The sequence below is a fragment of the Leptotrichia rugosa genome (genome assembly GCF_041200005.1).
In the GTDB taxonomy this organism is placed as follows: Bacteria; Fusobacteriota; Fusobacteriia; order Fusobacteriales; family Leptotrichiaceae; genus Leptotrichia; species Leptotrichia rugosa.
The window spans coordinates 1,785,893-1,801,310 of record NZ_CP165644.1; the positions used below are offsets into that span (position 1 = coordinate 1,785,893).

14 protein-coding genes and 1 pseudogene are annotated in these 15,418 nt (G+C 29.5%); all 15 read right to left on the reverse strand.

Translation table 11 applies throughout. The annotated features are described in order from the left end of the window. Window positions 1-26: 26 nt before the first annotated feature. The 15 genes and pseudogenes from AB8B22_RS09085 to AB8B22_RS09155 all read right to left on the reverse strand — a co-directional run bounded on the left by AB8B22_RS09085 (window position 27) and on the right by AB8B22_RS09155 (window position 15,294). Window positions 27-1,223 (reverse strand): efflux RND transporter periplasmic adaptor subunit, encoded by a 1,197-nt coding sequence (locus tag AB8B22_RS09085; protein WP_369710871.1) that lies wholly within the window; start codon window positions 1,221-1,223, stop codon window positions 27-29. 31 nt (window positions 1,224-1,254) lie between these two features. After that, window positions 1,255-2,523 carry a TolC family protein gene (locus AB8B22_RS09090; protein ID WP_369710872.1) on the reverse strand — a complete coding sequence of 423 codons (1,269 nt, stop codon included), beginning with the start codon at window positions 2,521-2,523 and terminating at the stop codon, window positions 1,255-1,257. A 17-nt stretch (window positions 2,524-2,540) separates the two neighbouring features. Then, entirely contained in the window at window positions 2,541-3,131 is a 591-nt protein-coding gene (locus tag AB8B22_RS09095; RefSeq protein ID WP_157697348.1) for a TetR/AcrR family transcriptional regulator, read from the reverse strand. Window positions 3,132-3,241: 110 nt separating this feature from the next. Then, window positions 3,242-4,430 (reverse strand): annotated as a pseudogene (locus AB8B22_RS09100) (M50 family metallopeptidase). A gap of 247 nt (window positions 4,431-4,677) precedes the next feature. Beyond that, window positions 4,678-5,244: a bis(5'-nucleosyl)-tetraphosphatase (symmetrical) YqeK gene (gene yqeK, locus AB8B22_RS09105; protein ID WP_094079746.1), complete on the reverse strand. Its 567-nt coding sequence runs from the start codon at window positions 5,242-5,244 to the stop codon at window positions 4,678-4,680. A gap of 9 nt (window positions 5,245-5,253) precedes the next feature. Further along, on the reverse strand, window positions 5,254-6,864 hold the full coding sequence (locus AB8B22_RS09110; protein WP_369710873.1) for a CTP synthase: 1,611 nt from the start codon (window positions 6,862-6,864) through the stop codon (window positions 5,254-5,256). A 255-nt stretch (window positions 6,865-7,119) separates the two neighbouring features. Continuing rightward, window positions 7,120-8,103 (reverse strand): class II fructose-bisphosphate aldolase, encoded by a 984-nt coding sequence (locus AB8B22_RS09115; protein WP_094079744.1) that lies wholly within the window; start codon window positions 8,101-8,103, stop codon window positions 7,120-7,122. Window positions 8,104-8,208: 105 nt separating this feature from the next. After that, a complete protein-coding gene (locus AB8B22_RS09120; RefSeq protein WP_369710874.1) occupies window positions 8,209-8,940 on the reverse strand; it encodes a GH25 family lysozyme in 732 nt (243 codons plus the stop codon). Between the two features lie 71 nt (window positions 8,941-9,011). Further along, window positions 9,012-10,283: a serine--tRNA ligase gene (gene serS, locus AB8B22_RS09125; protein ID WP_369710875.1), complete on the reverse strand. Its 1,272-nt coding sequence runs from the start codon at window positions 10,281-10,283 to the stop codon at window positions 9,012-9,014. 47 nt (window positions 10,284-10,330) lie between these two features. Continuing rightward, on the reverse strand, window positions 10,331-11,071 hold the full coding sequence (locus AB8B22_RS09130; protein WP_369710876.1) for a hypothetical protein: 741 nt from the start codon (window positions 11,069-11,071) through the stop codon (window positions 10,331-10,333). Window positions 11,072-11,167: 96 nt separating this feature from the next. Beyond that, complete coding sequence (gene lpxK / locus AB8B22_RS09135) at window positions 11,168-12,196, reverse strand: tetraacyldisaccharide 4'-kinase (RefSeq protein ID WP_369710877.1); 1,029 nt, start codon at window positions 12,194-12,196, stop codon at window positions 11,168-11,170. A 14-nt stretch (window positions 12,197-12,210) separates the two neighbouring features. Then, window positions 12,211-13,119 carry a DNA-binding protein WhiA gene (gene whiA, locus AB8B22_RS09140; protein ID WP_369710878.1) on the reverse strand — a complete coding sequence of 303 codons (909 nt, stop codon included), beginning with the start codon at window positions 13,117-13,119 and terminating at the stop codon, window positions 12,211-12,213. 21 nt (window positions 13,120-13,140) lie between these two features. Further along, window positions 13,141-13,956, reverse strand: coding sequence for a toxin-antitoxin system YwqK family antitoxin (locus AB8B22_RS09145; RefSeq protein WP_314082597.1), 816 nt, complete (start codon window positions 13,954-13,956; stop codon window positions 13,141-13,143). Between the two features lie 165 nt (window positions 13,957-14,121). Beyond that, the gene (locus AB8B22_RS09150; protein WP_237048713.1) at window positions 14,122-14,652 is read right to left on the reverse strand and encodes a cell division protein SepF; all 531 of its coding nucleotides are present in this window, start codon (window positions 14,650-14,652) and stop codon (window positions 14,122-14,124) included. Between the two features lie 12 nt (window positions 14,653-14,664). Then, on the reverse strand, window positions 14,665-15,294 hold the full coding sequence (locus AB8B22_RS09155) for a YggS family pyridoxal phosphate-dependent enzyme (RefSeq protein ID WP_369710879.1): 630 nt from the start codon (window positions 15,292-15,294) through the stop codon (window positions 14,665-14,667). Window positions 15,295-15,418 lie beyond the last annotated feature (124 nt).

Sequence of the window (15,418 nt, forward strand, 5' to 3'; positions counted from 1 at the left end):
CCTTTCCTTAAATTTGTGCAAAATGACTATCTGACAATTTTGACTTTTTCATTTGCTTGTACAACATTTTGTCCATCGACAATTAATTCGTCACCAGAATCTAAACCTTGCCCTGTCACTGCCGCAAATGTTTCGTTTTGATTTGTTATATTTATAGGAATTGCTACTGCTTTTCCATTTCGCACGACATAAATAACTTGTTGAACTCCTCTTACAACAATGGCTTTTTTGGGAATTACTAAACCATTTTCTGCTCCTGTTGAAATATTAGCCTTTGCATACATTCCACTTCTTAGTTCTCTATTTTCATTTGGAAGTTTTATTTTTACAATAAATTGTCTACTCTCTGAATCAGCTGTTGCCGCAACTTCATAAACTACACCATTGATTTCTTTTCCTTTCAAGTCGTCAATTCTAACAGTTGCTGGTGTTCCAATTTGAATTTTCTGAACAATATCGGCTGAAACTCCAATTTCCAATTTCATTTCACTTTCATTAACTAAAGTAAACAATTGCTGTCCATTTGAAACTTCTTGACTTCTCTCCAAATTCATATTGGCAATTACTCCCGAAACCTTCGTTTTTATGCTTGATTTACTATTTGTATCTCTTGCTGTATCAAGATCCGCTTGTGCTGAATCAAGACTATTTCTTCTGGCAGACAGTGAATTTACTGCTGTGTGATAACTGCTTCTTGCTGAATCTAGCTTAGCTTGTGCCGCACTTAACTGTGTTTTTGCCTGTAAATAATCAGTTTCCGTTATTAGCCTTTTGTCATACAGCATTTGATATTTTCTAAAGTTAATTCTTGCTTCTTCGACAGCGGCCTGTGCTGAACTTATGTTTCCTTCTGATGCACTAATATCCGCTCTTGCCGAACTTATGTTTGACTCAGCCGTTCGAACATTTGAAGCTGCCGATCTCACTCCAGATTTAGCCGCCTGATTTTCAATCGAAACTATCACTTGTCCTGCATTCACATAATCTCCATTTTGTGCATTAATTGCCACTACTTCTCCACTTGAAGTCGCTGTATACGGTATTTCCTCAATCCCTTTTATCGTTCCACTGGCAGAATATCCTATAGAAATTTCATTTTGACCTATCATTTGAACTTTCACTGGTCTTGAAGAGCTAGACATCTTTAGCTTTTTCTTTCCACATGAAATTGAAAACATCGCTAGAATTGCCACTACTGCAACTATTTTTTTATTAATTTTCATATATTCCTCCCATTTTTTCTAATCTAAATTATTAATCCAAAAACGCTCCATATTTTGAAACTAAATAATAGTATTTTAATTTTGCCTGAGCATAATTTACACGAGCCTGTCTTAAACTAGTTTCCGACTGCAATAAATTTTCCATTGTGATAAGTCTATATGCATATCTTTCTTTTTCCATTTCATACGACTCTTCAGCTTTTTGTACCGCAAGTTCCAACGCTTTTATACTTTTTTCAAGCGATCTTAGCTGAAAATAAGTTTTTCTCATATTTGCAGTAACCGTGTCAAGTGTCTGATCAATTTGAACAGAAGAAATTTCCTGAGTTTTTTTAGCATATCTCACATTATTTTTTCTCTGTCCCCAGTCAAAGATATCCCAGCTAAAATTAACTCCCGCAGAAGTCGAAAAATTTCTCGGTTTTAAAATATTTCCAAATCTATCTTGCCCTTGCAATGTCCCATAATTAATGACTCCATTTATAGACGGCTTAAAAGAAGCTTCTTCCACTTCCACATTTTTTCTACTTAAATCATTTTGTTTCATTGCAATTTTATATTCTGTATTATCAGTTTTAAGTTTTGCCAAATCTTCATCCAATTTAACTGTTGAAGTGAAGTTGTCATCGACTCCAAAAGGAATTATTTCAATTTGTGAGCTATCTTTCACTCCAATCAGAATCCCAAGTGCTTCTTTTGAAACTTCAATATTTCCTTCCTGTTCCACAATTTGTGCGTCAATATCAGCCACACTTCTCTGGGCTTCTGTAAATTCAGGTTTTGTCGTCATTCTCAAATCATACAGCTCCTGCTGCGTCTTCAAATTTTGATTCAATGTTTCTTTAGATTTCTGCAAAACTTCAAGTGTACTCATAGCATCATAGACATCAATATATGCTTTAACTGTATCAAGAATTGTATCTTTTCTCACTTTATCCAAATTAAGCTGTGACAATGTCAGATTCTCTTTACTTATTTCATGCCCTAACTTTAACTTTCCACCTGTGTAAATTGGCTGTGACAATGTCAAATAATGCTGAAATTTTTCTCCTGTTTTGGAAAAATTTTTATTTAGATATGTATTTGCTCCAGCTGTGTAACCAACTGTGAAAAACTTTTTGGACCACGCCTTATCCACATCAATTTTACTTTGTTCGGTTTTTAACATCGCTATTTTAATATCTTTATTATTTTTAATTGCCATCTCAGCCGCATCTTGAATTGAGATTTTTTCAGCAAAAGCTGGAATCGCAATAAACAATAATAATGATACCAGTATTCTCAAATTATTTTTTTTCATTTTTCCTCCTCGTAAGTCTATTTTAATGCACTATCTATGAACCTTGCAATTTCTTTAATCGCTATTTTGGCTCTATTTTCAAAATCTTTATCTACCCCTTTATTTTCAAAAATCTCTTCCAAAAAATAACCTTCAATTGAAGAATTTATATATTTTGAAATAATTTCCAAATTCCAAATTTTTTTATTTCCATAATTTTTTATGATATTTTCTTTAATATAAGTCGTATAAAAGATAGTTATTTTATTTTTAAATTCATCAATTTGACCTGATTTCATAATATACAAATTTTCCAATTTCATATTTTGAACATATCCCAAAAATAGCTCCACTCTTTTTTCTAATAGATTATACAAAACTTTTGACGGTTCTTCAGAAGTATCTATATCATTTATAGAATTTTCGATTTCAATTTCTATTTTTTCCAAAATCGAGAACAAAACATCTTCTTTTGTCTTAAAATAAGTATAAAAACTTCCTTTGGATATTCCCACTTCCTTTGTTATCCTCTCAATTTTTGTCTCCTCATACCCATTTTTTTTAAATAATTCCCAAGATTTTTTTAAAATTCTCTCTCTTTTTTTCTCCTTTTCACAACTTCTAGCCAACTTTTCTTCTCCCAAAATCGTATTTTTTTATTATATTAAATGACTAATAAGTCACTTAATATAATAAATATAATATAATTTTTTCCCCCTTTTGTCAATATTTTTTTATTCTAAAAATACTTTGTTATATCAAAAAATACTATTATTAACATAATAGCCATCAAAAATATCATTCCGATAATATGTATTTTTTCTTCAATTTTTTTATTAATTTTTATTCCGAAAAATTCTGGCAAAACAAATAAAATTCTTCCTCCGTCAAGAGCAGGAATCGGAAGCAAATTCATTATTCCTATGTTTATTGAAATCAAAATAAATATACCGAGCAGAGCCAAAGCACCACCGTTACTGTAAGCCATTCCAACAATTTTTGGAAGTCCCACAGGTCCTGTCATATCATTCATTCCAACTTTCCCTGTGACGAGCATTTTTACACCGTCAAGTGTCATTTTAAAATAATCTTTAAATGTATAAAAAGTCGAATTTATCTTTTCTCCAAAAGTCAATTTTTTTTGCAAAACTTGTATTCCAAGCAAATTTGATTTAGCTTCACTGTAATAAGTTAATTTCACATTTTGAGTCATTTCTTTATTATTTCTCAAAATTTTTAGCGAAATATCTTCGTCTTTATAATTTTTACCAATTTTTGAAATTTCTTTAGTCATCTCTTTCCAATTTTGAATTTTTTTCCCATTAATTTCCAAAATTTTATCATTTTTCTCCAGCTTCCCATTGACTTTTGAGTCGCTTCTAACTACACCGACAACAGGTTCTGTCAATTCCATAGGTTTCATATTAGTTACAGAAAGCATTATAAAAATCGCAATTATTGCCGAAATAAAATTCATTACAACTCCAGCAATCAGAACAGCAAATCTTGCGAACGGAGATTTTGTATAAAATCCATTTTTAGAAATGTAATTTTGTCTTTTTTCTTCTTCTCTCATTTCAAGATTCACTCTTTTTTCCACTTCGTCCACAAATTTTTCGTCGTCCATTTCTAAATTTTTAAAATCTTCTTCTTCTTTCAAAATTTCGGCAATCTCATCAATTTTTTCTCTTTTAAAATTTTCAAAGTCAAACTCTTCTGGCTGCATTCCGCCAATATTGACAAATCCTCCAAGCGGCAAAGCACGAATTGAATAAACCGTCTCTCCCTTTTTCCGTGAAAAATCTTAAATTTATTCCAATCGCAAATTCAAAAACAGGCATTTTAAAAAATTTTGCCATAAAAAAATGTCCCGATTCATGAATTAAAACTATAACTCCAAGTAATATCAATGTTAAAATTATGCTCATAACTATCTATTTTCATCTCCCTTTTTAATTTTTTATTTTTTTATTTAGATTATCACAACTTTATAAAAAAATCAAATTTTTTCATAAAAAAATAAGTTATATGTAAATATAAGTAAGTAATTTAAGTAATTTAATTTAAATAATATATAAATATAATAAATTATATATAAATAAAAATAAAAAGTTACTCAAAAATATAAAATTTTTAAATAACTTTTATTTTAATTTTTTTAAATTTTTAAAGTTTTTATTTTAAAATAGAATTTCTAAATTTAATAATATTTGGATGAATAACCGAATCTCTCTCAAGTAAATATTCTAATTTTCTGTCAATTTCAAATTTTATTGCCAAATCTAAATCTTCTTTTGCCAATTTTCTTGCAGTTTCTACACCATCCCAATCTCTCTTTTCTTCAATCGCATCAGCCAAATAAATAATTTTAGGCAAAGTTGTCATATTTTCGCTTCCAATTGTGTGATATTTTATCGCAGAAAAAATGTCATCGTCGTCAACTTCAAACAAATCATAATTTTTTGCGACAAACTCAGCTCCTGCAAATCCGTGTAAAATCGCATTTGTCCAAAAAATTTTATTTTCAATCTCAGGATATTTTCCACGAACCAAATCAAGCATTCTAGGTATTTCAAAAAATTTTGCCACATCGTGAAGAATCCCAGCAGTTTCAGCTTTTAATGGATCCGTTCCATATATTTTTGATAATTCAACTGCACATTTTGCCACTCTTTCCACATGATTATATCTTTTTTCGTCCAAATATTTTTTTACATTTTTTCTAATTTTTTGAATATTCATAATTTTTTCCTACTTTCCTTCGATTTTTTTTATAGCGGCTTTTATCCATCCAGTAAATAGTGGATGAGGTCTATTTGGTCTGCTTTTAAACTCAGGGTGATATTGACAAGCCACAAAATAAGAATGATTTTTTATTTCCACAACTTCTACATATTTTCCATTTGGAGATAATCCCACAATATCCATTCCCGCTTTTTCAAATTCTTCTCTGTAAGTATTATTAAACTCATATCTATGTCTATGTCTTTCAGCGATTTCAGTATTCCCATAAACTTGTGCCGCAATACTGTCATCTTTTAAAACACATGGATAAGCCCCAAGTCTCATAGTCCCTCCCATATCCTCAATTCCTTCTTGTTCTTCCATAAGGCTAATTACAGGAGTTTTTGTGTCTTTGTCAAATTCTGTCGAAGTTGCATCTTTATACCCAAGCACATTTCTCGCAAATTCTACACAAGCCATCTGCATTCCCAGGCAAATTCCTAAAAATGGTATATTATTTTCTCTTGCATACTGAATTGCATCTATTTTTCCACCAATCCCTCTATCTCCAAATCCTCCAGGAACCAAGATTCCAGCATACTTTGAAAGCGATTTTACATCAAAATCTCCAGCTTTCAAATAATCAATTTCTACTTTTGTATCAAGATTAAATCCAGCGTGTTCTATTGATTCATGAATACTTATATAAGCATCTTTTAATTCCACATATTTTCCGACAACCACAACTTTTAGTGATTTTTTAGGATGTTTAAATTTATCTACCATTTTACTCCATCCTTCTAAAGACGGTTTCTTATTTTCTAAATTAAAATGTTTACAAATCACATCAGCAAGTCCTAATTTTTCCATTGTCAATGGAATTTCATAAAGGCTTTTGGCATCTTCTGACTCAATCACGGCTTCTTCATCAATGTCACAAAAAATAGAGATTTTTTTCTTAATATTTTGATCTACTGGATGTTCACTTCTCACAACTATCACATCAGGTGCAACTCCAAGTCCTTGCAATGTTTTTACACTATGCTGAGTAGGCTTTGTCTTAAGCTCTCCTGCCGCTTTTAAATAAGGTAGCAAAGTCACATGAATATAAGCGATATTTTCTCTTCCAGCTTCTCTTTTCCACTGTCTAATAGCTTCAATAAACGGATCACTTTCAATATCTCCAATTGTTCCACCAATCTCAGTAATTACAAAATCTGCACCAGTTTTTTCTCCTGCAAGTTTTATATTTCTTTTAATTTCATCGGTAACATGAGGAACTGTTTGAACCGTACCTCCTAAAAAATCTCCTCTTCTTTCTTTTTCAATAATTCTTGACATCACTCTTCCAGAAGTAAGATTATTATACTGTGTAAGATTTTCATTGATAAATCTCTCATAATGTCCCAAATCCAAGTCAGTTTCCGCACCATCTTCAGTAACAAAAACTTCCCCGTGCTGATAAGGACTCATTGTCCCTGGGTCCACATTTAAATATGGATCAAATTTTTGAATTGTCACTTTGTATCCTCTCTCTTTCAAAAGTCTACCAAGCGACGACGCAACAATTCCTTTCCCAAGCGAAGAAACAACACCACCTGTAACAAATATATATTTTGTGTTTCCTTTTACTTTCATTTTTCCTCCTTAAATTATAATTATCGCTATTATTATTTTAGTATTACACTTAATATTAATTTTATTTTTTATTTTATTTATCAGTCTTTTTATTTATTAATTATAAATATTTTACAAAAAAAAGATGAAAAAAAAAAATTTTCATCTCACTTTAAAGAATCAATGCAAATTTATATGAAAAAGTTAGTAAATTAATAAAAATTACACTAACTTTTCCTTTTTGAATTAATTTTTTAATTTTTTTAATTAAAATTATTATCTTGCAGAACCTGCTTTGTAAGCTCCATCAGATCCAAATACATTTTTGATTTTATCTTTGTAATAATCTCTGATATAGTCTTTAGCTGGTCCTAAATATTTTCTTGGGTCAAATTCTTTAGGGTTTTTAGTAAATACTTCTCTAACTCCTGCAGTAAATGCTAATCTTCCATCAGTATCTACATTAATTTTAGCTACTGCTGATTTAGCGGCTTTTCTCAATTCAGAATCAGGTATACCAATTGCGTCAGCTAATTCTCCACCATATTCTTTAATCATTTTTACGAATTGTTGAGGTACTGCTGAAGAACCGTGTAATACGATTGGGAATCCAGGGATTCTTTTTTCGATTTCAGCTAAGATGTCTAATCTTAATTTAGGATCTTCACCTGGTTTAAATTTGTGAGCTCCGTGAGAAGTTCCAATTGCGATTGCTAATGAATCAACACCAGTTTTAGATACGAAATCTTCAACTTCTTCAGGTTGAGTATAAATGTGTTCAGCTGCTTTTACATCGTCTTCAATTCCAGCCAAAACTCCCAATTCAGCTTCAACTGTTACATCGTGTTGGTGAGCAAAATCAGCAACTTTTTTAGCTTCTGCAACATTTTCATCATATGGGTGGTGAGAACCATCATACATTACTGAAGAGAATCCATATTCGATACAGTCTTTAGCTTCTTCAAAGTTTGGACCATGATCCAAGTGTAATGCTACTGGTATGTCAGATCCTGCAGCTTTAACATAAGCTGTTGCAGCTTTAGCAATCCAAGGTAACATTTCTTTACCAATATATTTTCTAGCTCCTGTAGAAACTTGTAAAATTACTGGAGAACCAGTTTCAACAGCTGCTTCAATAATACCTTGCAATTGTTCCATGTTATTGAAGTTAAATGCTGGAACTGCATATCCTTCTTTGTTTGCTTTAGCGAACATTTCTTTAGTGTTTACTAACCCTAAATCTTTAAAATGATATTTCATTTTTTTTGCCTCCTAAATATTTTAATTAATAAATTAATTTCCCACTTATATGTTACCAAATTTTTTTATAAAAATCAATAATTAAAATAAAATAATTTTTATTTTTTAATTTAATTTACTGTCTTCTATCAATCTCTCCACCGTAATCCCTTTTCTTAACACATTTTTGTCAGTAAAACCAGGTATTCCTTCGACTCTTCCCTTTTTAGAAATTTGCCAAATTACCCATCTATCATCTTCCACTATTCTCGGATAATACTTGTAATCCGTTATCCAAAGCTTATTTTGCAAGAATTCTCCTTTTATGTAACTGTTATATGTCTTGTAATTCACATAAAAAATCACTTTTTTTTGATAATAATTTTCTAGTTTTTGTATCATTTTTTTCAATTCTGGCAAAACTTCACTCTTTTTATATTTTTTTGTGGAGATTTCTAAATCTATAATCGGCGGTAAAGTCCTGTTTGAATAGGGAACTTTGCTTATATAAAAATCTGCTTGGGCTTCTCCACCACTTGTCATAGTAAAAAAATGATACGCTCCCACTGTAAATCCATTTAATCTTGCGTTATTCCAATTATATGAAAAATCCGAATCCAAAAAATTTTGCCCCTCTGTCGCTTTTAATACGATAAATTTATATTTTTTGTCAACCCTTGTCCAATTTACTTTGTCCTGATGATGGGAAATATCAAGCCCCTGAATATTATGTCCCTTAAATAGAGCAAGTGCTTCATTGTGATTCAAATATCCACACCATTCTAAAAAAATTACTATTCCTCCAAAGATTATCACAACAACCAAAAATTTCAAAATATTGAATATAATTTGTTTCATGATTTTCCTCCTTTTAACTTAATTCACGAATTTTAATCATTTTTTTATGACAATCTTAAAGAAATATTTTTTTACTTAATAACTGTCATTCCACCCATGTAAGGTACTAAAACTTCAGGGATTACAATACTTCCGTCAGCTTGCTGATAATTTTCCATAATTGCAAGTAATGTTCGTCCAACTGCAAGTCCTGAACCATTTAATGTATGTACAAAATAACTTTTTTTCGTCTCTTTATCACGATATTTAATCATAGCTCTTCTTGCTTGGAAATCTTCTGTATTTGAGCAAGATGAGATTTCTCTATATTTATTTTGACTAGGCACCCAAACTTCCAAATCATAAGTCTTAGCAGCACTAAATCCTATATCTCCACTGCAAAGTGAAATCACTCTATATGGTAAATTCAATTTCTGCAAGATTTTTTCTGCACTATTTACCATTGATTCAAGTTCGTCATAAGAAGTTTCAGGTTTTACAATTTTTACCATTTCAACTTTATTAAATTGATGTTGACGAATTAGTCCTTTTAAATCACGTCCACCTGAACCAGCTTCTTTTCTAAAACAAGCTGTATATCCGCAGTAATGTTTAGGCAATTCTTCTTCATCTAAAATTTCTCCATTATGTAAATTTGTAAGCGTTACTTCTGCTGTTGGAATTAAATACATTTCTTCCCCTTCGATTTTATAAGCATCTTCAGCAAATTTAGGAAGTTGTCCAGTTCCAATCATCATTTCTTTTTTTACAAGCTGTGGCGTGAAAATTTCTTCAAAATCCTCTTCTTGAGTGTGAACATCAATCATAAAAGCAATTAACGCTCTTTCCAATCTAGCAGCCGCATTTTTATAAACTGTAAATCTTGAACCACCAAGTTTCGCACCTCTTTCAAAATCTAAAATTCCAAGATTAACTCCCAATTCATCGTGAGATTTTATTTCAAAATCAAATTCTCTTGGGGTTCCCCATTTTCTAATTTCAACATTGTCGTCTTCGTCGTTTCCAATTGGCGTATCAGGACTTAGTTTATTTGGAATTGTATAATTCAATAAAAGCTGTTTTTCATCATTTTCAGCCAATTTTTGGTCCAATTCTTTTATTTTTGCGCTCACTTCCTGCATTCTTGAAAGCAGTTCAGCCGTATCTTTTCCCTCTTTTTTGTATTTTCCAATTAATGAACTTGATTCATTTCTCTCTTTTTTTAGCATTTCCACTTCTTGCAATAAATTTCTTCTCACTTCATCATATTTTAAAAGTGCATCCAAATCAAAATCACTTTTTCTATTTTTTAAAAATTCTTTTACTTTATCCGAATTTTCACGGATATATCTCATTTCTAGCATCTTTTTCCCTTTCTCTATTTTTTTACTTGTTTTTTTTATTTTTATGTTTAAATAAAATTATATAATATTTTTTTACTTTCTGATAATTCTTCAAAATTATAATTTTTTTCAAAATTTATTTTTTTCACATTTCGGATCTCATATTTTTCTATAATTTTGTCAAAATTTTCCACATAAATTTTTTTATAAAGCATAGAAATTTCATTTTCCAAAAAATATTTTATATTTTTTTCATCTTCAAAATCCAAAAAACAGAATTGCGACTTTGTAAAATAATTTAAAATATTTTTTAAAATCTCTTCCACAAAAAATCTTATATTTGAATATTTTTCGCCATTTTCAAGAACAATTTTTTCAACCATTTTTTCTGCAAAAAAAGTTTTTATAAATTTATTTTCATCAGCCGAAACAAATGAAAAATTATATAAAATTTCAAAAAATTTTTTCTTATTTTTGTAAAACATTTCGTTTCCAAGTTTTAGTGCATGAATGCTCTCCCTGTTAAAAAGACTTCTAATAAAACTATCTTCCAATTTTTTAGCTTCGATTTTAGACTGTCTTTTTACATTTTTTTCTTTTTCCAAAAATGTGTTCTCAAATTCACTTTTTATATTTTCCAAAACTTTTTCATCTTTTTTTTCATTTTCACAATAAATATAAGCCATCTCAAGTATAAAAGATGGCTCTTTACGAACAATCTTAAAATTTTTGTCCAAAATAAAATATTTTCTTTTTTCAAAACGATTTTTATGTTCCAAAATAAATTGTGAAAAACTTTTTATCTCCAAAACTTTCTCCTTCCAGTTTTTTAGTTTTTAGTTTTTTAGTTTTTTTATCTAATTTTTTTCTCCATTTTATTTATTATTTTTTTATTTTTTATAATTTTAAAAATCTTTTTTCAAATCAAATTTCATTTTTAAAACAATCAAATTTTCTATATTTTTATGAATTTTGACGGCATCTTTTTCCGTCGTTACAATAAAATCATAGTTTTTACTCTTCTTCTGAATTTCTGCAAAATCTTCAGAGCTATACAAATGATGATCTGAAAATTTAATTTCATCCACATTTTTTGGTGCCAAATTTTTTATCGTCTTGTAAAAAGTCGCAGGATTTGCAATAGATGAAAAAATTAAAATATTTTTATTTTTTATAATATTTTTAGAAATTTTATTTTTTTTATTTTCAAAATTTTTATTATTTTCACTATTTATTTTACCAAATTTTTCATCATTTTCAAAATTTAATTTGTAAAAATAATCGCTCTCAAAAACGGCAAAAAAAACTTTTTTTTCATATTTCTTTATTTTTTCCAAAATTTTTAAAATTTCTTTTTTTTCCACATAATTACTTTTAGTAATGATTATTTCATCTGCACGATTCAACGAATCTATCGATTCCCTAAGTCTACCTTTCGGCAAAAATTTATTATTCCCAAAAGGATTCGTCGCATCAATCAAAACAATATTTTCATCCTTCAAAAGTTTTCTGTGCTGAAATCCGTCGTCCATAATAATAACTTCAACACTACAATTTTCTTTCAAAAATTTTGCACCTTTGTATCTGTCTTTTGACACAACTACTGGAACTTTAAAATTTTCAGCGTGAAAAAACGCTTCATCTCCAGATTCTTTTGAAGTGCAGTAAATTTTCTTCTCATCACGTACCAAAAGCAAATCCGTCTTTCTCTTGCCTTTATAACCTCGGCTCAAAATCCCAACTTTCATATTTTTTTTTAAATATTCATTCACAAAATATTGTACAGCTGGAGTTTTCCCCGTTCCTCCCGCAACAATATTTCCGATACAAATCACTTTTACTCTGTCAACTTTTTTAGATTTCAAAATATTTAAATCAAAAAGTTTATTTCGTAAAAATACTATAAATCCATATATCATTGATAATAATTCCAATTTTTTCTCCAATTTTAAAAATTTAATAAATCTTTATACATCGTCTCAATTCTTCGAAATCTATTTTTTATTCCAGATTTTGAAATATTCATCAAATCCGCAAGTTCCTGAAGCGAGAGTTCTTCATTTTCCAGCCGTGCCTTTGCCGTTTCCTGCAACACATTTGAGAGTTCAGCTAAACCTACTTTTTCGTCAATGTATTTTATCATTTTTATTTGTTTTTCTGACGCCGAGATTTTTTTTGTTTCATTCGCAATTTCCCAGTTCATATTTCTGTTAATTTTATTGCGAATCTCTTTATTTATCGTAACTTCTTCAAATGCAAAAAACGAATTTACTGCTCCTATCAAAAAAATTATGTCCAAGATATCTTCCGAATTTCTCAAATAAATAATTTTTTTCTCTTTTTTTTCAGTTTTTGAAATTTTTTTCCCCATCTCGCTAAATAAATTAAATAAAAAGTTTGAAAAATCTTCGCTGTCTAAAAAAAAGTCCAATGCATAAGATTTTTCAGGAGCTTTTATATAACCACAACTAAGAAAAGCGCCTCGAATCACTCCTGCAATTTTTTCTTCATCTTCAACATTTTTTGCCGAACAATTTTTACAAGAAAATAGCTTTTCAAAAAAACTTTTATACTCTTTTTCATTTTGCTTTGTGGGAATCAATATTATCCTATATGTTTTCGAGAACAATTGACGCTTGCTTATGATACATTTTAGCTGAATATCTAAATTTGTAACTCTTCTCAAATTTGAGTAAACCCTTTTGGCAAATGAAACATTTTCTGTGCTAAAAAAAAGCCCATTTTCCAAAATCGCATTTTTTGAAGCAAGTATTCCAAATAGTTCTGCAAAAACCACTTCATTTTTCTCATTTTCCAAACCTAGTATTTCCCTTTTTAAATTTGCTGAATATGACATTTTTTTTCCTTTTTTTAATTTTTAATGATTTACAGTTCTCGAATTTCCAGCTTTGTCATAGTAAGTCCAAGTTCCAACTCTTCTTCGACCGTTAAGATTTCCAGTAAATCCAACTGCTCCATTTGTATAATAGCCTTTTAGAGTTCCAGCTCCATTATTTAAATTTGCTTCGTAAAATAAATTTCCATTTTCGTAGTAAACCTTCATCAAACCATTAACTTGATCATTTTGATAATTAATTTCCGAAACTTTTGTACCATTTGCTTTCCATTCAGTAAACAATCCGTTTTTATAACCTCCTGCATAAGTTCCTTGCGATTTTTTAGAACCATTTTCATAATATTCCATCCAAGTTCCAGTCATCTTTCCATTTTGATATTCTCCAACCGTTTCTTGACTTCCAGTTTTTCCATAATATGAATAATATCTTCCGTTTAATTCATCGTTAGCATATTGGTATCTCTTCCACAATTTTCCATTTTCGTAGTAAACTAGCCACTCTCCTTCTTTTTTTCCATTTGTATACCTTCCTGTCGTATATTGATTTCCATTTGCATAATATTCAGTGTAATTGCCATTTAGAACACCGTTAGCCGTATTAACAACAAGTCTTCTTCCACCTTCATCCATAATTCTGTACTCTCCGCTTCCAACGAGCTGATAAGTTGCTCCATTAATTCTTTTGGCATCTTCTGGACCAATACCTGTAACATTGGATAAGTTTACTTTCCCAAAACTAATACCATAATTTGCAAAAACGTCTTTACCATAAGAAATGGCTGACATGGTCATGAATCCCACAATAAATAACATCTTTTTCTTATTTATTCTTTTCATAGTTACATCTCCTATTTTTTTTTATTTAATATTCAAATATTCTTTTTACATTATAACAAATTTTTCTATTTTTTAAAAATTTTTTTTAAATTAAAAAGAACTATTTCTAATAATTACAAAATAGAAATAATTCTTTTTATGAAACGAATCAAAAGAAATTTATGACTATAAATAATTGCTATCTTTAGAGTCTTCACCTAGTGAAGCATCAATATCTTCATAATCTATTCCAACTGGAATCGAAGTCAAAACTTTATCTGTAACTTTTGATAAGTGTGCATTCATAGCATATGCCGCTCCACTTACAAAATCTATTACTCTTTGTCCCACTTCATATTCTAAGAATTCCAAACTGAATGTTACCACTTTATTTTCTTTTATCGCATCTGCAATAAGTCTCGAATCTTCAAAAACTTTTGGTCTGATTATTGAAACATAACTAACTTTTGTAGCTGATGCCATTTCTGCTGCCATCTTTGTACTCTCCTCCTTCTTATTTCCTACACCAAAAATACTACCTATACCTTTTTTTTCTTCATTAGGTTTATCCTCTTTAAAAATCGGTTTTGGCTTTGGTTGCTGCTGTGTTTTTGGATTTTCTACCTCTTTATTCTCTTCTGCCGATTGTTCCAATTCTTCATCGTCATCTTCAATGTCATCCCCAAAAAATTCCATTAATTTTCGTTTTAGTCCCAAAATTCTAACCTCCTATTCAAATAATTTGCTTCCAATTCTGATTATTGTTGTACCATTTTTTAGAGCAATTTTATAATCATTTGACATTCCCATTGAAAGCTCTGTCAAATAATCATATTTTTTTGAAAATTTTTCTCTCAATTCTTGCATCTTTTTAAAATAACTATCAATTTCACAATCTGTCGCCAAAAATGGTGCCATCGTCATAAAACCTATTATTTTTACATTACCTTGTGAAAAATATTTCTTGTAATTCTTTTCAAAATCGTCGATATAAATTCCTGCTTTTGACTCTTCTTTTGAAACATTGATTTGCAGAAGTCCATTTACAATTTTTCCGTGTTCAGCCGCCTTTTTATTGATTTCTAAAAGTAAATCATATGAATCTATGGAATGTATCAAATTTACGCTATCAATTATATACTTTATCTTATTTTTTTGCAATCTTCCAATAAAATCCCATTTGATACCATTGTTACCAATTTCATTTAATTTATCCCGATAAAGTTGCGCTCTATTTTCTCCGAAATAATTGTATCCCATTTTGACAATTTCTTTGTGCTGACAAACATCAAAATATTTGCTGACAAACAAAAGTTTCACTTTTCCTGGATTAGAAGAGTATTTTTTTATATCTTCCAAAATTTCATTGTAATTTTTTTTTATTTTTTCACAATCAAGTTTTATTTCTTTTTTTCCATTTTTTTGCTCCTATTTTAAAAATCAAAGAATTTTTGTTATCTATAATTATTTTATTATAACCTTT

Bases quoted from the DNA above. Each gene is read 5' to 3' on its own strand.
- AB8B22_RS09085 (WP_369710871.1), bottom strand. From the start codon at position 1,223: ATGAAAATTAATAAAAAAATAGTTGCAGTAGTGGCAATTCTAGCGATG.
- AB8B22_RS09090 (WP_369710872.1), bottom strand. From the start codon at position 2,523: ATGAAAAAAAATAATTTGAGAATACTGGTATCATTATTATTGTTTATT.
- yqeK (WP_094079746.1), bottom strand. From the start codon at position 5,244: ATGAATATTCAAAAAATTAGAAAAAATGTAAAAAAATATTTGGACGAA.
- AB8B22_RS09110 (WP_369710873.1), bottom strand. From the start codon at position 6,864: ATGAAAGTAAAAGGAAACACAAAATATATATTTGTTACAGGTGGTGTT.
- AB8B22_RS09115 (WP_094079744.1), bottom strand. From the start codon at position 8,103: ATGAAATATCATTTTAAAGATTTAGGGTTAGTAAACACTAAAGAAATG.
- AB8B22_RS09120 (WP_369710874.1), bottom strand. From the start codon at position 8,940: ATGAAACAAATTATATTCAATATTTTGAAATTTTTGGTTGTTGTGATA.
- serS (WP_369710875.1), bottom strand. From the start codon at position 10,283: ATGCTAGAAATGAGATATATCCGTGAAAATTCGGATAAAGTAAAAGAA.
- whiA (WP_369710878.1), bottom strand. From the start codon at position 13,119: ATGTCATATTCAGCAAATTTAAAAAGGGAAATACTAGGTTTGGAAAAT.
- AB8B22_RS09145 (WP_314082597.1), bottom strand. From the start codon at position 13,956: ATGAAAAGAATAAATAAGAAAAAGATGTTATTTATTGTGGGATTCATG.